Origin of the sequence: Pantoea sp. SIMBA_079, assembly GCF_046940275.1 — a bacterium.
GTDB lineage: Bacteria > Pseudomonadota > Gammaproteobacteria > Enterobacterales > Enterobacteriaceae > Pantoea > Pantoea borealis.
Map to the genome: position 1 here is coordinate 160294 of NZ_JAWRYR010000001.1, position 20038 is coordinate 180331.

Annotated in this window: 18 protein-coding genes; 12 read left to right on the forward strand and 6 right to left on the reverse strand. The window is 56.9% G+C overall.

Annotated elements, in window-relative coordinates; genetic code table 11:
* Nucleotides 1–16 precede the first annotated feature (16 nt).
* Nucleotides 17–1720, forward strand: coding sequence for a PTS fructose transporter subunit IIBC (fruA, locus tag SB719_RS00750; protein WP_412158757.1), 1704 nt, complete (start codon nt 17–19; stop codon nt 1718–1720).
* Between the two features lie 52 nt (nt 1721–1772).
* Here fruA and nfo read toward each other — a convergent pair whose 3' ends face one another.
* Together nfo and SB719_RS00760 are read right to left on the reverse strand one after the other, a co-directional pair.
* The gene (gene nfo / locus SB719_RS00755) at nt 1773–2618 is read right to left on the reverse strand and encodes a deoxyribonuclease IV (protein ID WP_065648873.1); all 846 of its coding nucleotides are present in this window, start codon (nt 2616–2618) and stop codon (nt 1773–1775) included.
* A gap of 56 nt (nt 2619–2674) precedes the next feature.
* On the reverse strand, nt 2675–3715 hold the full coding sequence (locus tag SB719_RS00760) for a YeiH family putative sulfate export transporter (RefSeq protein ID WP_304233228.1): 1041 nt from the start codon (nt 3713–3715) through the stop codon (nt 2675–2677).
* A 103-nt stretch (nt 3716–3818) separates the two neighbouring features.
* Between SB719_RS00760 and SB719_RS00765 the strand changes: the two genes are divergently transcribed.
* From SB719_RS00765 to SB719_RS00785, 5 genes are all read left to right on the forward strand, one after another.
* On the forward strand, nt 3819–4196 hold the full coding sequence (locus SB719_RS00765; RefSeq protein ID WP_292976382.1) for a YkvA family protein: 378 nt from the start codon (nt 3819–3821) through the stop codon (nt 4194–4196).
* 9 nt (nt 4197–4205) lie between these two features.
* Complete coding sequence (gene yieE / locus SB719_RS00770) at nt 4206–5072, forward strand: DNA-binding transcriptional regulator YeiE (RefSeq protein WP_314686211.1); 867 nt, start codon at nt 4206–4208, stop codon at nt 5070–5072.
* Between the two features lie 132 nt (nt 5073–5204).
* Nucleotides 5205–6671: an amino acid permease gene (locus tag SB719_RS00775; RefSeq protein WP_065648877.1), complete on the forward strand. Its 1467-nt coding sequence runs from the start codon at nt 5205–5207 to the stop codon at nt 6669–6671.
* 349 nt (nt 6672–7020) lie between these two features.
* Complete coding sequence (locus SB719_RS00780) at nt 7021–8100, forward strand: iron ABC transporter permease (RefSeq protein WP_314686215.1); 1080 nt, start codon at nt 7021–7023, stop codon at nt 8098–8100.
* Nucleotides 8100–8888, forward strand: a complete 789-nt coding sequence (locus SB719_RS00785; RefSeq protein WP_065648879.1) for an ABC transporter ATP-binding protein — start codon at nt 8100–8102, stop codon at nt 8886–8888. The genes SB719_RS00780 and SB719_RS00785 overlap by 1 nt, the downstream gene beginning before the upstream one ends.
* 55 nt (nt 8889–8943) lie before the next feature.
* Here the strand turns inward: SB719_RS00785 and fghA are convergent, their stop codons facing one another.
* Genes fghA through ptrR form a run of 3 tightly spaced genes read right to left on the reverse strand, consistent with a single transcriptional unit; the run spans nt 8944 to nt 11898 of the window.
* A complete protein-coding gene (fghA, locus tag SB719_RS00790) occupies nt 8944–9786 on the reverse strand; it encodes an S-formylglutathione hydrolase (RefSeq protein ID WP_304233224.1) in 843 nt (280 codons plus the stop codon).
* A gap of 11 nt (nt 9787–9797) precedes the next feature.
* The gene (locus SB719_RS00795) at nt 9798–10922 is read right to left on the reverse strand and encodes an S-(hydroxymethyl)glutathione dehydrogenase/class III alcohol dehydrogenase (RefSeq protein ID WP_065648881.1); all 1125 of its coding nucleotides are present in this window, start codon (nt 10920–10922) and stop codon (nt 9798–9800) included.
* 49 nt (nt 10923–10971) lie between these two features.
* Entirely contained in the window at nt 10972–11898 is a 927-nt protein-coding gene (gene ptrR / locus SB719_RS00800; RefSeq protein WP_292976394.1) for a putrescine utilization regulator PtrR, read from the reverse strand.
* Between the two features lie 308 nt (nt 11899–12206).
* On the opposite strand from ptrR, the gene folE reads away from it, so the two are divergent.
* From folE to mglC, 6 genes are all read left to right on the forward strand, one after another.
* Complete coding sequence (gene folE / locus SB719_RS00805) at nt 12207–12872, forward strand: GTP cyclohydrolase I FolE (protein ID WP_039385439.1); 666 nt, start codon at nt 12207–12209, stop codon at nt 12870–12872.
* A gap of 47 nt (nt 12873–12919) precedes the next feature.
* Nucleotides 12920–14080, forward strand: coding sequence for a DUF418 domain-containing protein YeiB (yeiB, locus tag SB719_RS00810; protein ID WP_293004794.1), 1161 nt, complete (start codon nt 12920–12922; stop codon nt 14078–14080).
* A 141-nt stretch (nt 14081–14221) separates the two neighbouring features.
* The gene (galS, locus tag SB719_RS00815; protein ID WP_065648884.1) at nt 14222–15262 is read left to right on the forward strand and encodes an HTH-type transcriptional regulator GalS; all 1041 of its coding nucleotides are present in this window, start codon (nt 14222–14224) and stop codon (nt 15260–15262) included.
* A 306-nt stretch (nt 15263–15568) separates the two neighbouring features.
* The gene (gene mglB / locus SB719_RS00820; RefSeq protein WP_065648885.1) at nt 15569–16564 is read left to right on the forward strand and encodes a galactose/glucose ABC transporter substrate-binding protein MglB; all 996 of its coding nucleotides are present in this window, start codon (nt 15569–15571) and stop codon (nt 16562–16564) included.
* 69 nt (nt 16565–16633) lie between these two features.
* Entirely contained in the window at nt 16634–18154 is a 1521-nt protein-coding gene (gene mglA, locus SB719_RS00825; protein WP_071668024.1) for a galactose/methyl galactoside ABC transporter ATP-binding protein MglA, read from the forward strand.
* A gap of 18 nt (nt 18155–18172) precedes the next feature.
* Nucleotides 18173–19183: a galactose/methyl galactoside ABC transporter permease MglC gene (mglC, locus tag SB719_RS00830; RefSeq protein WP_039385433.1), complete on the forward strand. Its 1011-nt coding sequence runs from the start codon at nt 18173–18175 to the stop codon at nt 19181–19183.
* A 78-nt stretch (nt 19184–19261) separates the two neighbouring features.
* On the opposite strand, the gene sanA is transcribed toward mglC, so the two are convergent.
* Complete coding sequence (sanA, locus tag SB719_RS00835; RefSeq protein ID WP_065648887.1) at nt 19262–19981, reverse strand: outer membrane permeability protein SanA; 720 nt, start codon at nt 19979–19981, stop codon at nt 19262–19264.
* Nucleotides 19982–20038: the final 57 nt, after the last annotated feature.

The following is a 20038-nucleotide window of genomic DNA, read 5'->3' on the forward strand; positions in this document are numbered from 1 at the left end:
CAGGAGAGCGATGATAATGAAAACGCTGCTGATAAAAGATTCTTCACTGGGACTGGCCTCCGCACATCTGGCAACTGAACGTCTGCGCACTGCAGCAGCACAGGCCGGACTGGAGCTGGCCAACAGTGCCGCTGAAGCCGAACTGATCCTGGTTGCCGGTGAACATATTCCGGAAGATGCGCAGCTGGCGGGCAAATCCGTGGCGTGCGTTGATGTGCAGCAGGCGCTGCGCGATCCGCAGGCGGCGATCGCACAGGCGCGGGCAAACGCGCAGCGCTGGCAGCCAGCAACCGCGCCGGCAGCAGGCGCTGCAGCGGTGCCGGCTGCGGCGACAGCACAGAAACGCATTGTTGCTGTTACTGCCTGTCCGACCGGAGTAGCACACACCTTTATGGCGGCAGAAGCGATTGACGCGGAAGCGAAAAAACGCGGCTGGTGGGTGAAAGTAGAAACCCGTGGTTCCGTGGGTGCCGGTAACCCGATTACGCCGGAAGAGGTGGCTGCCGCCGATCTGGTGATCGTGGCCGCAGATATCGACGTCGATCTGGCAAAATTTGCCGGCAAGCCGATGTATCGCACCTCCACCGGCCTGGCGCTGAAAAAAACGGCGCAGGAGCTGGATAAAGCGCAGGCGGAAGCGAAAATTTATCAGCCTTCCGGCAGTCAGAGCGCCAGCGCACAGAGTGACAGTAAAGAGAAAGCGGGCGCCTATCGTCACCTGCTGACCGGTGTCTCCTACATGCTGCCGATGGTGGTGGCAGGGGGCCTGAGCATTGCGCTGTCGTTCGCGTTTGGGATCACCGCGTTTAAAGAGCCAGGCACGCTGGCTGCGGCGCTGATGCAGATCGGCGGCGGCAGCGCATTTGCGCTGATGGTGCCGGTTCTGGCAGGTTTTATCGCCTTCTCTATCGCTGACCGCCCGGGCCTGACGCCTGGTCTGATTGGCGGGATGATTGCTACCAGCATTAACGCCGGTTTTCTCGGCGGCATCATTGCCGGTTTCATTGCAGGTTACGCAGCGAAGCTGCTGAGCAGCAAAGTGAAGCTGCCGCAGAGCATGGAAGCCCTGAAGCCCATACTGATTATTCCGCTGGTCGCGAGCCTGATCACGGGCCTGCTGATGATCTACGTTGTGGGTAAACCGGTTGCCGGCATCATGAGCGGCCTGACCAGCTGGCTGTCCAACATGGGTACTGCGAACGCCGTGCTGCTGGGTGCCATTCTCGGCGGTATGATGTGTACCGATATGGGCGGTCCGGTCAACAAAGTGGCCTATGCTTTCGGCGTCGGTCTGCTGAGTTCGCAAACCTATGCGCCAATGGCCGCTATTATGGCTGCGGGCATGGTGCCACCGCTGGCAATGGGTGTGGCCACGCTGGTTGCTCGTCGCAAATTCAACAAAGGACAGCAGGAGGGCGGTAAAGCGGCACTGGTGCTGGGTCTCTGCTTTATCTCTGAAGGGGCTATTCCGTTTGCGGCGCGCGATCCAATGCGCGTGCTGCCGTGCTGCATCATTGGCGGTGCCGTGACCGGCGCTATCTCAATGGCGATTGGCGCGAAGCTGATGGCACCTCACGGCGGTCTGTTTGTGCTGCTGATCCCGGGGGCGATTACGCCGGTGCTGGGCTATCTGCTGGCGATTATCATCGGTACCGCGATTGCCGGTCTCGGTTACGCCGTACTGAAGCGTCCGGAAGAGGAGCTGGCGAAAGCCGCGTAACCCGACGGACATAAAAAAAGGGAGCTAAGGCTCCCTTTTTTATTGCCTGTTGTCAGGCGTGCTGCTCTGCTTTAAGCCAGGCGATCTCATCTTTCCAGATATCGGGATTAATGGTTTCCAGAATCAGCGGAATATTGTCGAAGCGTGCATCTTTCATCAGCCAGCTGAACACGGTTTTGCCAATGTTGCCTTCACCGAGACTGTGGTGGCGATCGACGCGGCTGCCGAGTGCGCTTTTGGCGTCGTTCAGATGCATCCCGCGCAGATAGTTAAAGCCCACCACGCGCTCAAATTCGGCAAAGGTTGCGATGCAGTCGGCTTCGGTCCGCAGATCGTATCCGCCGGCAAAGGTGTGACAGGTATCCAGACAGACCCCCACGCGTGATTTATCTTCAACGTGCTCAATAATGGTCGCCAGATGCTCAAAACGGTAGCCGAGATTGCTGCCCTGGCCGGCGGTATTTTCAATCACCGCGACCACATTTTGCGTTTTATCCAGCGTGATGTTGATCGATTCGGCGATGCGCTTCAGGCACGTCTCTTCATCGAGCTTCTGCAGATGGCTGCCGGGGTGGAAGTTCAGCAGCGTCAGACCAAGCTGGTCGGCCCGCTGCATCTCATCCAGAAAAGCGGCACGCGATTTCTCCAGCGCCTCAGCCTCCGGGTGACCCAGATTGATCAGAAAGCTGTCGTGCGGCAGGATTTGCGCGGAAGAGTAGTTATACCGCGCGCAGGCGCTTTTGAACGCGTCAATGGTCTGCGCAGAGAGCGGCGCAGCTTTCCACTGACGCTGATTTTTTGTAAAGAGCGCAAAGGCGGTGGCCTCCAGCTCATGGGCGCGGATCACTGCCTGATCCACGCCGCCGGATGCGCTGACGTGTGCACCGATATATTTCATGCCGCTCTCCTGTGTGGGCGTTAACAAAAGCAAGGCGCACATGATAGCGGAAGCCGCTATGCCATGAAATGTTGCACCAGCAAATTCAGCGCACCGCCGCCGGCGATCAGCCAGCAAAACATTATCAGCCCCAGCAGCAGCGGCTTCGCGCCCGCCTGCTTCAGCGCGGAGAAGCGCGTGGTCAGACCCAGCGCTGCCATCGCCATCGCCAGCAGCAGATCAGCCAGCTGGTTCAGGGCGCTAATCAGTCCGGCCGGCAGCAGCTGCAGTGAATTAACCAGCGCGACTGCGATAAACAGCAGCGCAAACCACGGAAAGCTGCGTGCAGAGGTGGCCGTGCGCGGGCCACGCCGCCGGAGCCAGCTGCCCAACAGCAGCAGAAAAGGGGCCAGCATCATGACGCGCAGCATCTTGGTGATCACCGCCATGTTCTCTGCTTCAGCGCCCATAGCGTGCCCGGCCGCTACCACCTGCGCTACCTCATGCAGCGTGGAGCCGGTAAAGATGCCAAACTGCGCGGCGCTGACAGCCGGCAGCAGCGTAAACAGCAGGGGATAAATCAGGATCCCGGCAGTACCAAACAGCACCACCGTTGCCACCGCCACCGCCACTTTCGAGGCGTCAGCTTTGACCACGGGTTCCGTTGCCAGCACCGCCGCCGCACCGCAGATGCTGCTGCCGGCACCGATCAGCCACACCGTCTCGCGATCCATTTTCAGCAGCCGGATACCCGCCAGGCAGGTAAGCAGAAACGTTGTGCCAATAATCAGCGTATCGATCACGACGCCGCGCAGGCCAACGCCGGCGATCTGCTGAACGGTGATGCGAAAGCCATAGAGAATAATGCCGAGGCGCAACAGGCGCTGTTTAGCCAGCAGTACGCCGCTATCGCAGTGAATGGCTATATGCGGATAGAAGGTATTACCTGCAATAATGCCGCCAATAATTGCCAGCGTCAGCGCGCCCAGACCGGCGTGAGACAGCCACGGCAGCGTGGTAAGCCAGGCGGCGCCAGCTGCCAGTGCCGCCGTAAGGACCAGACCCGGCACCACCCGGCAGGGCGGGAGCGCCGGTTTAAATATGCTAAATTCAGCCATTAACCACCTCCTGAGTATGGCAATAGCCTGCGCCTCTCTGTTATAAAAGTGAAATTGATAATATCTTTATAATCGACCGGAATAAGTGATAAGGAGAAGGGCTATGTTTGTGCGCCTGCGCCGCTGGGCACAGCTGATTAAGCGGGACGTTCTGACGCTGTGGTTTGCCTGTCGCGATCCGCGTACGGCATGGTGGTTCAAACTGATGGCCTTTGGACTGGTAGCCTATGCGCTCAGCCCGATTGACCTTATTCCCGACTTCATCCCGATTATTGGTCTGCTGGACGACGCCATCATTGTGCCGCTCGGCGTGATCATTCTGCTGCGTCTGCTGCCGCGCGACATTCGTATCAGCAGCGCTGAACGCGCGGAGGTACAGCGTGCGCGCGGGGTGAGAATTGTCAGTCGTGCCGGCTTTGGCCTGATCCTGCTGATCTGGATCGGCATTATCGTCTGGCTGATACAGCGCTATATGGCCTGAGGAGCAATCATGCATATCACGCTACGCCAGATTGAAGTGTTTACTGAGGTGCTGAAGAGCGGTTCAACCACCCAGGCCTCGCAGGTGCTGTCGCTGTCGCAGTCGGCGGTGAGCGCGGCGCTGGCGGATCTCGAAAACCAGCTCGGCGTACAGCTGTTCGACCGCGTCGGCAAGCGGCTGGTACTGAATGAACATGGCCGGCTGCTCTATCCGCGCGCCGTGGGGCTGCTGGAGCAGGCGGGTGAAATTGAGCAGCTTTTTCGGGAAGACAGCGGGGCGATCCGGCTGTTTGCCAGCAGCACTATCGGTAACTATTTGCTGCCTGGCATGATTGCCGCTTACCGGCGCGACTTTCCCGGACTGCCGCTGGAACTGAGCGTCGGCAACAGTCAGGATGCGATTCAGGCGGTGGCAGATTTCCGCGTCGACATCGGTTTGATCGAAGGGCCATGCCACGAGCCGGATATCATTAGCACGCCGTGGCTGGAAGATGAGCTGGTGGTGTTTGCAGCACCTGACTCGGCGCTGCAGCAGCAGCCGGTAACGCTGGCAAGCCTTGCGGCGGCACCGTGGATCCTGCGTGAGCGCGGCTCCGGCACGCGTGAAATCGTTGACTACCAGCTGCTGTCGCATCTGCCGCAGTTTCAGCTCGGTATGGAACTGGGTAACTCCGAAGCGATCAAGCATGCGGTACGGCACGGTATGGGCATCAGCTGCCTGTCGCGCCGGGTGATCGCCGACCTGCTTGAAGCAGGTACGCTGGCAGAAGTTGAGGTACCGCTGCCGCGCCTGACGCGCACGCTCTACCGTATCCACCACCGGCAAAAACATCTCTCAAACGCGCTCAACCGCTTTCTCGCATACTGCTGTGAATAGCCTGCGGCGGCGGGTGCTGCTAATAATCGCCCGCCGATCATGAAGGTAACTAATAACCCGAGGTGAATGCTATACAGCGCAGGGTTAGCTGCTACAATCGCGCCTTATTTTTATCCGGCATAGCGTTTACACATGCATAATGACTCAAAAACAACACAACAACCTGGGCTGCGCCGTGAATTAAAAGCGCGCCATCTCACCATGATCGCCATCGGCGGCTCCATCGGCACCGGCCTGTTTGTCGCTTCCGGCGCCACCATTTCACAGGCAGGACCCGGCGGCGCGCTGCTTTCCTATGCCCTGATCGGGCTGATGGTCTACTTTCTGATGACCAGCCTCGGCGAACTGGCTGCCTTTATGCCGGTTTCCGGCTCCTTCGCGACCTATGGCGCAAAATATGTTGAAGAGGGCTTTGGCTTCGCACTGGGCTGGAACTACTGGTACAACTGGGCGGTGACCATCGCCGTTGATCTGGTCGCCTCGCAGCTGGTGATGAACTACTGGTTCCCCGATACGCCCGGCTGGATCTGGAGCGCCACCTTTCTCTGCCTGATGTTTCTGATTAATTTCATCTCAGTGAAGGGTTTTGGCGAAGCAGAGTACTGGTTCTCGCTGATTAAAGTCGCCACCGTGATTATCTTTATTATGGTCGGCATTCTGATGATCACCGGCATCATGCGCGGTGCAGAACACGCAGGCTGGCACAACTGGACCGTGGGCGACGCGCCTTTTGCCGGCGGGTTTTCCGCAATGATTGGCGTGGCGATGATTGTCGGCTTCTCCTTCCAGGGCACGGAGCTTATCGGCATCGCCGCCGGGGAGTCGGAAGATCCGGCAAAAAATATTCCGCGCGCGGTACGACAGGTTTTCTGGCGTATCCTGCTGTTTTATGTGTTTGCGATTCTGATCATCAGCCTGATCCTGCCCTATACCGATCCGCAGCTGCTGCACAATGACGTAACCGATATCAGCGTCAGCCCGTTTACGCTGGTGTTCCAGAATGCCGGTCTGCTCTCCGCAGCGGCGATCATGAATGCAGTGATCCTGACATCGGTACTTTCGGCGGGTAACTCTGGTATGTACGCCTCAACGCGCATGCTGTTTAATCTCGCCCGCGAGGGCAAAGCGCCGCGCATCTTTGCAAAACTCTCAAAAGGCGGCGTGCCACGCAACGCGCTGATTGCGACCACCGTGGTAGCGGGTCTCTGCTTCCTGACGTCAAAGTTCGGTAATCAGGAAGTTTACCTGTGGCTGCTTAATACCTCAGGTATGACCGGCTTTATCGCCTGGCTGGGGATTGCCATCAGTCACTATCGTTTCCGCCGCGGCTATGAGGCTCAGGGACGCGATCTCGCTGATTTACCTTATCGATCCGGCTTTTTCCCGCTGGGCCCCATCTTCGCCTTTGTGCTCTGCCTGATTATTACGCTGGGACAGAACTATCAGGCGTTCCTCGCCGATACCATCGACTGGTATGGCGTGGCAGCAACCTATATCGGTATTCCGCTATTCCTGATTATCTGGATGGGTTACCGGCTGACGCGCGGCAGTCGCGTGGTGAAATACAGCGACATGGAGTTCCCGGTTTTTAAGCAGTAAAACCTGGCGTGGCGGCATTTCAATTCAAACGCAGGGGACGCATTTATGCGTCCCCTGTGTATTTATGCGAACCAGGTTTCAGGCAATTCACCCGGGCCAGGGCGGCATCAATGCCGCCCCTGTGATTGCACGGTCCGTAGGGGACGCATTTATGCGTCCCTGGTTTCATGCGATTCACCCGGGCCAGGGCGGCATCAATGCCGCCCCAACGGTTGCACCCAATCCAGACGCAGGGAACGCATTTATGCGTCCCGGACCGTTTGAGCTTTGTTACAGAGATATAATTGATAATTATTATCACCTGCTCTATTGTGTCAGCCGTTATGATTACGGCTATACAGGTAGACTCATGCGTACGACGGATTCCGTGCTGATAGCGGAACACCCCCCTGAAGCTGACACCCTGACACGTTATCGTCAGGTGCTGCGTCAGCGACTGCTGCTGACTGGCGTACTGGTTGTGGCTATTCTCGCCTCGGTTATTCTCGATTTCACCCTCGGCCCGGCCGGACTCTCGCTGGAAACGCTTGGTCAGACGCTGTTGCATCCGGCCGCAATGGACGCCGGCACCCGCGTAATTGTCTGGGATATTCGTCTGCCCTATGCGCTGATGGCGGTGGTGGTCGGGCTGGCGCTGGGACTGGCAGGCGCAGAGATGCAAACCATTCTGAATAACCCGCTGGCGAGCCCCTTTACGCTGGGCGTCTCTTCCGCTGCCGCCTTTGGCGCTGCGCTGGCCATTATCCTCGGCGTCGGTTTTCCCGGCCTCTCCGATCAGTGGTTTATCTCCGCTAACGCTTTTGTGTTTGCCCTGTTTGCCGCGCTGATGCTGGATGGCATTACGCGCTGGAGCAAAGTCTCGACCTCCGGCGTGGTGCTGTTTGGTATTGCCCTGGTGTTTACCTTTAACGCGCTGGTATCGATGATGCAGTTTATCGCCAGTGAAGACACGCTGCAGGGGCTGGTGTTCTGGACCATGGGCAGCCTGGCGCGTGCGTCGTGGGAAAAACTGGGTATGCTCAGTGCCGCTTTTGCGCTGCTGGTACCGTTTTCTATGCTCAGCAGCTGGAAGCTGACCGCGCTGCGGCTGGGAGAAGATCGCGCTATCAGCTTTGGTATCGACGTACGCCGCCTGCGGCTGGCGACGCTGTTACGCATCAGCATTCTCTCGGCGCTGGCGGTGGCGTTTGTCGGCCCTATCGGCTTTATCGGTTTGGTAGCACCGCATATCGCCCGCATGATGTTTGGCGAGGATCACCGCTACTATCTGCCTGCCAGTGCGCTGGTCGGTGCGCTGGTGCTGTCGCTCGCCTCGGTTGCGTCGAAAAACCTGATCCCGGGCGTGATTATTCCGGTGGGGATCGTCACCTCGCTGGTCGGCGTTCCGTTCTTTCTGAGTATTATCCTGCGTCACCGGGGGAGCGTGTAATGAGTTCAGGTTTACGTATTCAGCAATTCAGCGCCGGCTATCCTAAACGTCAGGTGATCGACAACCTGGACGTTGCCACGCTGCCGCGCGGTAAGATTACCGTGCTGCTCGGCCCGAACGGCTGCGGAAAATCCACGCTGCTGCGCGCGCTGGCGGGCCTGGGTAAAGGCGAAGGCGCACTCTGGCTGAACGGCGTTGATTTAATGGCGCAGCCCTTTACGCAGCGTGCACAGCGCGTGGTCTACCTGCCGCAGACGCTGCCCGCCGGGGTCCACCTGCATGTACTGGAATCGATTATCGTGGCGCAGCGCGCGTCGGGTGGCCTGCACAATGCTGACAGCGAAGCGGAGATTATGGCGCTGCTGGAGCAGCTGGGCATTGCCCATCTGGCGATGCGCTATCTCGATCAGCTCTCAGGTGGCCAGAAGCAGCTGGTGGGCCTGGCGCAGTCGCTGATCCGCCGGCCTGAGCTGCTGCTGCTGGATGAGCCGCTGAGCGCGCTGGATCTCAACTATCAGTTTCACGTGATGGATCTGGTGCGACGCGAAACGCGGCTGCGCAATATGGTCACGGTGGTGGTGGTGCACGATATCAATATCGCGTTGCGGCATGCTGACCATGCGCTGATGCTGAAGCAGGGCAGGCGCCTGGCAGATGGGATACCCGCAGAGGTGATCACGCCGCAGACGCTCGCGCAGGTCTATGGCGTGCGCGGCCGGATTGAGCACTGCTCGCAGGGCATGCCGCAGGTGATGATTGACGGGCTGGTGGCAGAATCGCTGATGTAATGCAGGGGCGCATGAATGCGCGCCCTGCGCAGTATCGCCCTGCAGGGCGATACCGTTATACCAGCAGATGTTTCGCGTGAAAGCGCAGGTGATCTTCCACAAAAGTGGCGATAAAGAAGTAGCTGTGGTCGTAACCCGGCTGAATACGCAGCTCCAGCGGGAAGCCCTGTTCACGCGCAATCGCCTCGAGGCGCTCCGGACGCAGCTGGTCAGCCAGAAACTGGTCACCGTCACCCTGATCGATCAGCAGCGGCAGACGCTGCTCCGCCTCCTGCATCAGCAGGCAGCTGTCCCACTCGCGCCATGTCTGGCGATCGTCGCCAAGGTAGGCAGTAAACGCTTTCTGTCCCCACGGCACCTCGCCGGGATTCACAATCGGTGCAAAGGCGGAAGCGGAGGCAAAGCGTCCGCCGAGGCGCAGCGCCAGCACCAGCGCACCATGCCCGCCCATTGAGTGGCCCATGATCGACTGCCGGTCGCTCAGCTTGAAGTTATCTGCCAGCAGCGCCGGCAGCTCGTCGCTGAGGTAGTCAAACATGCGATAGTGCGCCGCCCACGGCTGCTGCGTCGCGTTGAGATAAAACCCGGCGCCCTGGCCAAGATCGTAACTCTCATCATTAGCCACTGCGTCACCGCGCGGGCTGGTGTCCGGCATAATCAGCACCAGACCCAGCTCGGCGGCCACGCGCTGGGCACCCGCTTTGGTGGTAAAGTTCTCGTCGCTGCAGGTCAGCCCGGCAAGAAACCAGACCGCAGGCGGCGGCGTATCAGCTTTAGGCGGCGGTAGAAAAATGCTGAACGTCATCGGACAGTTCAGTACCGCTGACTGATGTCGCCAGCGTTGTTGCCAGCCACCAAAGATACGGTGTTCTTCCAGCAGTTCCAGCGTGGATGCCATAACGCCTCCGGTTATTTGTTGAAATGCACCACAGAGCGAATCGATTTTCCTTCGTGCATCAGATCAAAAGCGTCGTTGATCTCATCCAGCCCCATGGTATGGGTGATGAAATCGTTCAGCGCGAACTTGCCATCCAGATAATCCTGTACGATACCCGGCAGCTGGCTGCGGCCTTTCACACCACCAAACGCGGAACCCCGCCAGACGCGACCCGTGACCAGCTGGAACGGACGGGTGGAGATCTCCTCACCGGCACCGGCCACGCCGATGATAACCGACTCACCCCAGCCTTTATGGCAGCACTCCAGCGCCGAGCGCATGACGTTGACGTTACCGATGCACTCAAAGGAGAAATCGACGCCGCCATCGGTCAGCTCAACGATGACATCCTGAATAGGCTTGTCATAATCTTTCGGGTTAATCAGGTCGGTGGCACCCAGCTTGCGGGCTAGATCAAACTTGCTGGTATTGATATCGATAGCAATAATGCGGCCCGCTTTCGCCATCTGCGCACCGATGATCGCCGAGAGGCCAATGCCGCCAAGGCCAAAGATTGCTACGGTGTCGCCCGCTTTGACTTTTGCGGTGTTCATGACAGCGCCCATCCCGGTGGTCACGCCGCAGCCTAACAGGCACACTTCTTCCAGCGGTGCCTCTTTGCTGATTTTGGCCAGCGAGATTTCCGGTACGACGGTGTACTCCGAGAAGGTTGAGGTACCCATATAGTGGAAAATCGGCTGGCCATCTTTAAAGAAACGCGTGGTGCCATCCGGCATCAGTCCTTTGCCCTGGGTAGCGCGGATCGCCTGACACAGATTGGTTTTACCGGAGAGGCAGAATTTACATTTGCCGCACTCCGGGGTGTAGAGCGGGATAACGTGATCGCCCACCGCCACGCTGGTAACCCCTTCGCCTACCGCTTCCACTACACCGCCACCTTCATGACCAAGAATAGCCGGGAAGACGCCTTCAGGATCTTTACCGGAGAGCGTATAGGCATCAGTATGGCAGACACCGGTAGCAACAATGCGTACCAGAACTTCGCCTTTCTGCGGCGGCATCAGATCCACTTCTTCAATTTTCAGCGGCTCGCCAGGTGCCCAGGCAACGGCGGCGCGGGTTTTAATCATATTCATGCAATCCCTCTTGCGGTAGATGCGGGCCAGTGGCCCTGGTGGTCATTACTTATTTGAGCGGCGTCTGCTCGCTGTCCGGCAGCGGATGCAGCAGCCCGTCGTGTTGTGGCCGGTCGTCAAACATATCGATAATCAGGTATTTCAGCGCCTCAACGTTCGGCGTAAACGCGTCGCGTCGCCACATCAGCCAGGTAGCGGTATCGCGATAGAGCGGCGGCAGCGCGTGCTCCTGTACCCGCTCGCGCGCCGGCATCTGCGCCAGCACGGAGGCGGGCAGCATCGCCACGCCGCCGCCGCCCGCTACGCAGGCAACCATAGCGTGATAGGACTGGATCTCCATGACGTTGCGCGGTGCGCTCTGACTGTCGCGGTACCAGCTCTCCAGCCGGGTGCGATAGGAACAGCTGTTGCCAAAGGCAAACAGCGTATCCTGTTGCGTATCACGTGCGCTGAGGATCGGCGGGTGTTCAGGACTGGATATCAGCACCATCTCCTCGCTGAAAGCGATACAGCCGTTCAGGTCATCATAGGGCGCAGGGCCATCAACCAGCGCCGCCGCCAGCGTGCCGGCGCGCACTTTATCGATGATATCGCCCGAAGTACCGGTCACCAGAGAGAGTGCCACCGCCGGATAGCGCTGATGATAGGCGGCCAGCAGGGCCGGCAGGCGGGTAGCCGCCGTGCTCTCCATGGAGCCAAAGGCAAAGTTGCCGCCAGGCTCACCGGCGCGGGCAATATTCAGCGCCTCATCGCTCAGTGCCAGAATACGGCGGGCATAGTTGAGAAAATTATGCCCCATCGGTGATAAACGCATGCGCTGCTTCTCGCGGATAAACAGATCAACCCCGATCTCCTCTTCCAGCTGGCGCAGGCGCGTAGTGAGATTAGAAGGCACGCGATGCAGCTGTTCAGCGGCGCGCGCCAGGGAACCGGTATCGGCCACACAGCAGAACATTCGCAGCTGAACTAAATCCATATTCTCATCCCGTAAACAACAAGTGTGATGTTATTCATATTTCGTGAGTCTAAACCGCCCGTCAGCCGCTGGCAAGTGCGTTATGGCTGCTCTTTTACAGTTTAGCCAGGCGTGCTGCTGATAAGTGTAGTGTTAGCGACAGTCACAGCCGCCTTTTCGTGCCTTATAGCGTCAGGGTGATACACCCGCTGATTTCCAATCAGATTGATTGCTGGATTAAGCCTGCGTTGTGTTTCACAATACGCGCTCAGAATTTCCCCCGCGGGCCATGTTCTCGCGGGCGCATCACCTGCCGGAGAATGAAAACGATGAGCACCTTAAGTCAGGAAGCCGCCCTGGTTCATGAAGCGCTGCTGGCGCGCGGTCTGGAAACGCCGTTACGCGCCCCGGTGCGCGAAATGGATAGCGAAACGCGCAAGCGTGAAATTGCCGGTCACATGACGCAAATCATGCAGCTGCTGAATCTGGACCTGGAAGATGACAGCCTGATGGAGACGCCGCATCGCATCGCAAAAATGTATGTGGATGAGATTTTTTCAGGCCTCGACTACGCCAACTTCCCGAAGATCACGGTGATTGAAAACAAAATGAAAGTGGATGAGATGGTGACGGTGCGCGATATCACGCTGACCAGCACCTGTGAACACCATTTTGTGATCATCGATGGCAAGGCGACGGTGGCCTACATTCCCAAAGACAAAGTGATCGGCCTGTCAAAAATTAACCGTATCGTGCAGTTTTTCGCCCAGCGCCCGCAGGTGCAGGAGCGGCTGACGCAGCAGGTGCTGGTGGCGCTGCAGACGCTGCTTGGTACCACTAACGTGGCGGTATCGATTGATGCCGTCCACTACTGTGTGAAAGCGCGCGGCGTGAAAGATGCGACCAGCGCAACCACGACCACCTCGCTGGGCGGACTGTTTAAATCGAGCCAGAATACACGTCAGGAATTTCTGCGCGCGGTACGTCATATCTGATCCCCAGGCGGCCCCGGTGCCGCCTTTTTTAATGGCTGAGGGCAGCAATGCAACGCTATCAGGCGCTGGATTTTATTCGCGGATGCGCGGTGCTGGGCATTTTGCTGCTCAATATCACCGGCTTTGGCCTGCCGTCAGCCGCCTATCTTAACCCTGCCTGGCAGGGCAGCGTTGCGCCGCAGGATGCCTGGACCTGGGCGGTGCTGGATGGGCTGGCACAGCTGAAATTCCTTACGCTGTTTGCACTGCTGTTTGGCGCCGGACTGGCCATGCAGATCCCGCGCGGCAAGCGCTGGATCTCCACCCGGCTGACGCTGCTGGTGTTTATCGGGTTTATTCACGGCGTCTTCTTCTGGGAAGGAGACATTCTGCTGGACTACGGGCTCATCGGCCTGATTATCTGGCGCCTGCTGCGTGAGGTGCCCTCTGAGCGTGCGCTGTTTCAGACCGGCGTACTGCTCTATCTGGTGGGCTGTGCGGTACTGCTTATCTTCGGCGCGATCTCCGGTAATCAGAGCAGCAGCGGCTGGCAGCCCGGTGCCGCCGCGCTGGAGTATGAAAGTTACTGGAAGCTGGTGGGCGGCTGGGAAGCGGTGCGCAACCGGCTCGATCTGCTTGCATCCGGTCTGATGGCGCTGGCATCTCAGTATGGCTGGCAGCTGGCGGGACTGATGCTGATGGGTGCCGCGCTGCTGCGCTGCGGCTGGCTGACCGGTGCGTTCAGCCTGCAGCACTACCGGCGCGCTGCACTGCTGCTGCTGACCACCGGCTGGCTGATCGCGGTGCCGGGTATCGCTGCGCAGTGGCAGGTGCACTGGGCACAGCGCTGGACCAGCTTTTATCTGCAGGTGCCGCGCGACCTGGCTGCTCCTTTTATCAGCCTCGGCTATGCGGCGCTCTGTCTCGGCTTCTGGCCTGCGCTGGCGCGTAGCCGGCTGTGCAGGCTGATTCAGGGAGTAGGGCGAATGGCGCTGAGCAACTACCTGTTACAGACGCTGATCTGTACCACACTGTTCTACCGCTTTGATCTGTTCCTGCGCTTTGACCGCCTGCAGCTGCTGGCGCTGGTGCCCGTTATCTGGGCAATGAATCTGCTCTTCTCAGCGCTCTGGCTGCGCTATTTTCGTCAGGGGCCGCTGGAGTGGCTGTGGCGCTGGCTGACGCAGCGCCTGTGTGCATCAGGCACCGCATCGCCGCCTGTCAGATAATGACCTGCATCACAAAGATCACATAAAGCAATGTAACCGTTTTCATTGGTGTGAGCTGTTTCACGTAGCTGAAGCCTGTGGCCTGACAAAATAGCGTTATTACGCGCCCGTCGCGCCTTTCAGCCTTTGTGGAACCGCTGCATGATAACGATTCGTGATGTCGCCCGACTGGCCGGAGTATCTGTTGCCACCGTGTCGCGCGTGCTCAACAACAGCAGTGCAGTCACCTCTGATACCCGCGACGCCGTGCTCCAGGCGGTGGAATCGCTGGGCTATCGTCCGAATGCCAACGCCCAGGCGCTTGCCACCCAGGTCAGCGACACGATCGGTGTCGTCGTTATGGATGTTTCCGATCCCTTTTTTGGTGCGCTGGTGAAAGCGGTGGATACCGTGGCACAGCGCGTGCACAAGCACGTTCTCATCAGTAACTCCTGGCATCAGGAAGATAAAGAGCGGCATGCCATTGAGGTGCTGATCCGTCAGCGCTGCAATGCGCTGGTGGTACATGCGAAAACGCTTTCAGACGCTGAACTCACGCAGTTTATGGATCAGGTACCAGGCATGGTGCTGGTTAACCGCGTCATCCGCGGTTATGAACACCGCTGTGTCTGTCTTGATAATGTAACCGGTGCGCAGGTTGCCACCCGCATGCTGCTGCAGCAGGGACATCAGCGTATTGGCTACCTCAGTTCCAGCCATCCGATTGAGGATGTCACGCAGCGCCGCGATGGCTGGCTGCAGGCCCTGGCAGAGCAGGGCATTCAGCCACCGGAAGCGTGGATCGCCCATGCTGAACCCGATATGCAGGGCGGTGAAGCCGCTATGGTAGAGCTGCTCGGACGTAATCTGCATTTGACCGCCGTTTTTTCCTATAACGATGGCATGGCAGCTGGCGCCCTGACGGCGCTGAAAGATAACGGCATTCAGGTGCCACAGCATTTTTCTGTCATTGGCTTTGATGATATTCCCATTTCCCGTTACACCGATCCCCAGCTGACAACTGTACGCTATCCTATTGTTTCTATGGCAAAACTCGCCACAGAACTGGCGCTGAAAGGCGCAGCCGGCGAGCTGGATCCTCAGGCGTCACACTGCTTTATGCCCACGCTGGTGCGGCGTCACTCAGTGGCCCAGCGGCAAATTGTGGAGTCGATCACTAATCCAGGCGATAGCGCCATGTAACCGTTTCCAATATGTGATTACATTCACAGTTAATTACCAGACCGCTCACTATGATGGCAGCGTCTTACCGGACTGAAACATCATGAAACGCCGGGTCACGCCCCTCCGGACAGGTTTCAGTAGCCGGTTGAAATGATTCACAACACTCTTCAGGAAGCGGTTACGTACAGGGAAGTCAGGATAGGGAGAGCGGTCCGGCCAATGCCAGCGCCTGCTCCAGAATGATAGCGTTTCAACCGACTGCGCTCGCCGCCCGCAGGCAGCATGGCGCAGGAAATACCCTGCATAATTAAAACCGGAGATACCATGAATAAGAAGGTTTTCACGCTCACAGCACTGGTTGCCAGCATGATGTTTGGTGCAACTGCGCACGCCGCCGATACCCGCATTGGCGTGACCATTTACAAATATGACGACAACTTCATGTCAATGGTGCGCAAGGATATTGAGAAAGAGTCCAAAGCGCTGGGCGGCATTCAGCTGCTGATGAATGACTCACAGAATGACCAGTCCAAACAGAATGACCAGATTGACGTGCTGATGGCCAAAGGCGTGAAAGCGCTGGCAATTAACCTGGTGGATCCGGCGGCAGCGGCCGTGGTAATTGATAAAGCCAAAGCCAATGACGTACCGATTGTGTTTTTCAACAAAGAGCCTAACGCTAAAGTGCTGGCCAGCTATCCAAAGGCATACTATGTCGGTACAGATTCCAAAGAGTCAGGTATCAAGCAGGGTGAGCTGATTGAGAAGCACTGGAAATCGACGCCGGCATGGGATCTGAACAAAGATGGACAGATTCAGTTTGTACTGCTGAAAGGCGAGCCAGGCCATCCGGATGCTGAAGCGCGTACCAAATATGTTATCGACACGCTGAACAAAGATGGCATCAAAACGCAGCAGCTGGCGATGGATACCGCGATGTGGGATACCGCACAGGCGAAAGATAAAGTAGATGCGTGGCTGTCTGGTCCGAATGCCAACAAAATTGAAGTGATCATCGCTAACAATGATGCGATGGCGATGGGGGCGGTTGAAGCACTGAAAGCACACAACAAATCAAGCATTCCGGTGTTTGGTGTCGATGCGCTGCCAGAAGCGCTGGCGCTGGTGAAATCGGGCGCCATGGCGGGTACCGTGCTGAACGATGCGGAAAACCAGGCAAAAGCCACGCTGGATATTGCGAAGAACCTGGCAGATGGCAAAGAGCCAACCGCGGGAACGAATTTCAAGATGGAAGACAAAGTCGTTCGCGTGCCGTATGTTGCCGTGGATAAAGAGAACCTCTCTCAGTTTGTGAAGTAATCCATTCCGGGCGCGGCAATTTGCCGCGCCTTATTGCATCTGCATACGCTTTTTTTAGCCAGGTAAATTATGGCCAGTGAGAATCCGACCACACAGCGTGAATATCTGCTGGAGATGACGAATGTCTCGAAATCATTTCCAGGGGTGAAAGCCTTAGATAATGTGAATTTGAAAGTGCGGCCGCACTCCGTCCATGCCTTAATGGGTGAAAACGGCGCCGGAAAATCGACATTATTAAAGTGCTTATTTGGCATCTATAAAAAAGATACGGGGAGTATTCTTTTTCAGGGCCAGGAGATTGACTATAAAAGCTCCAAAGAAGCGCTGGAAAATGGCGTCTCAATGGTGCATCAGGAATTAAACCTCGTGCTGCAGCGCAGCGTGATGGATAATATGTGGCTGGGCCGCTACCCGCGTAAAGGGCCGTTTGTCGATCAGGACAAAATGTATCGCGATACTAAAGCGATTTTTGATGAACTCGATATCGATATCGATCCGCGCGATAAAGTGGCGAATCTGTCTGTCTCGCAAATGCAGATGATTGAAATTGCCAAAGCGTTCTCTTATGACGCCAAAATTGTCATTATGGATGAACCGACCTCTTCGCTGACGGAGAAAGAAGTTAACCATCTGTTTACTATTATCCGTAAACTGAAAGATCGCGGCTGCGGTATTGTCTATATTTCCCATAAAATGGAAGAAATCTTTCAGCTGTGCGATGAGATCACCATTCTGCGCGACGGGCAGTGGATCGCCACCCAGTCGCTGGAAGGGCTGGATATGGATAAGATCATCGCCATGATGGTAGGCCGTTCGCTTAACCAGCGTTTCCCGGATAAGAGCAACGTGCCGGGCGAGGTGATTCTTGAAGTCCGCAACCTGACTTCACTGCGGCAGCCTTCGATTCGCGATATCTCATTTGACCTGCATAAAGGGGAGATCCTCGGAATCGCCGGGCTGGTCGGTGCGAAACGTACTGATATCGTGGAGACGCTGTTTGGTATTCGTGAAAAATCGGGCGGGACTATCCGGCTGCATGGCAAAGCGATCAACAACCATAGTGCGAATGAGGCGATTAACCACGGGTTTGCGCTGGTCACAGAAGAACGTCGTTCTACGGGGATCTACGCCTATCTCGATATCGGTTTTAACTCGCTTATCTCCAATATTAAAAAATATAAATCCAGTATCGGCCTGCTCGATAATAAACGCATGAAGAGTGACACCCAATGGGTTATTGACTCCATGCGGGTAAAAACGCCAGGGCACCATACGCAAATCGGATCGCTTTCTGGCGGTAACCAGCAGAAAGTGATTATTGGTCGCTGGCTGTTAACGCAGCCGGAAATATTAATGCTTGATGAACCTACACGCGGTATTGACGTGGGGGCAAAATTTGAAATTTATCAGCTGATTTCAGAATTAGCCAAAAAAGAGAAGGGCATTATTATTATTTCCTCTGAAATGCCAGAGCTGCTGGGTATAACCGATCGTATTCTGGTCATGAGTAACGGTCAGGTAGCCGGTATTGTCGATACAAAAACGACCTCGCAGAATGAAATCCTGCGTTTAGCGTCATTACACCTTTAATGAAGCAAGGGCTTTAAAATGAAAGCGACCACTAAAAAGAATGCGCTAACCTGGTTAAAAGAGGGCGGTATTTACGTCGTCCTGTTTGTTCTGCTGGCGATTATTATTTTCCAGGATCCGACGTTTTTAAGTTTAATGAACCTGAGTAACATCCTGACGCAATCGTCGGTGCGTATTATTATCGCGCTGGGCGTGGCCGGGCTGATTGTGACTCAGGGTACCGACCTCTCTGCCGGACGGCAGGTGGGACTGGCGGCGGTAGTGGCGGCGACGCTGCTGCAGTCGATGGATAACGCGAACAAGGTTTTCCCGCATCTGGAAACCATGCCGATTCCGCTGGTGATTCTGGTGGTGTGCATTATTGGCGGCGTGATTGGCCTGGTTAACGGCGTAATCATCGCTTACCTCAAGGTAACGCCGTTTATTACCACGCTGGGTACGATGATCATCGTGTATGGCATTAACTCGCTCTACTACGATTTTGTCGGTGCTTCGCCAATTGCGGGTTTTGACGCGGGCTTCTCCACCTTTACCCAGGGTTTCCTGCGCTTTGGTGATTTCAAGCTCTCGTTCATTACCTTCTACGCCATTATCGCTATCGTGTTTGTCTGGATCCTGTGGAACAAAACCCGCTTCGGCAAAAACATTTTCGCAATCGGTGGTAACCCGGAAGCGGCAAAGGTCTCAGGCGTCAACGTACCGTTTAACCTGATTCTGGTCTATGCCCTGTCAGGCGTGTTCTACGCGTTTGGCGGTCTGCTGGAAGCGGGCCGTATCGGCAGCGCCACTAACAACCTCGGCTTTATGTATGAGCTGGATGCGATTGCTGCCTGCGTGGTGGGTGGTGTCTCCTTCGCCGGCGGCGTGGGCACGGTTGCAGGCGTGGTGACCGGGGTGATTATCTTCACCGTGATCAACTACGGCCTGACCTACATTGGCGTTAACCCTTACTGGCAGTACATCATCAAGGGCGGCATCATCATCTTCGCGGTGGCGCTGGATTCCCTGAAGTATTCGCGTAAGAAATAACACTGACATAACGAAAAAAGGCTGCGCTGACGCAGCCTTTTTTTATGGCCGGCGGCCTGCCGCTTACCTCAGCAGACGCTATTTACGCAGCTTCTCTTCCAGCTCCAGCAGCTGCTCAGGCGTGACCGCCGGGTAGCTCTGCGCATCTTCCGGCACCGTATGCACTGCCGGAATCGGCACCAGCGGTCCGAGAAAACGCGGCTCGCGCTTCATCAGATAGAGATCGGCCATCGCGCCCAGCCGGGCACCGACTTCGCGTGCGCGCACTGACAACATATTTTTCGGTGAGGGTACGGCATAGCACTGTGCCTGAATGCCAAGGTGCAGCGCAATGTAGAGCGCACGTTCGCAGTGAAAGCGCTGGGTAATGATAATAAAGTCGTTGGTATCAAACACCTTACGCGTGCGCACAATCGAATCGAGCGTACGAAAACCGGCATAATCCAGCACGATATCAGACGGATCAACGCCGGCTTTAATCAGGTCGCGCCGCATAGTGGCAGGCTCGTTATAGCTCTGCTGAGCGTTGTCGCCGCTCAGGAGCAGGTAGTTAACTTTGCCGCTGTTATAGGCGTTAAGCGCGCCCTGCATGCGATAGAGGTAATACTGATTGATAACGCCGGCGCGATAATATTTCGCAGTGCCCAGTACCACGCCAACCTGACGATGCGGCAGCGAGGCAACATCTTCATAGATAAACGGCGCGGTTTTCCAGCTGATCCAGCGATCAAAGCCAAGCGCGGTCGCCACCATCGCTAAGATGATGATGATCAGAGCAAAGAAAACGCGTTTCAGCATGCGCGCGGCAACTCAACAGGCAGGATTCAGGGTGCTTCAAGGCTACTTGAGCCGGGG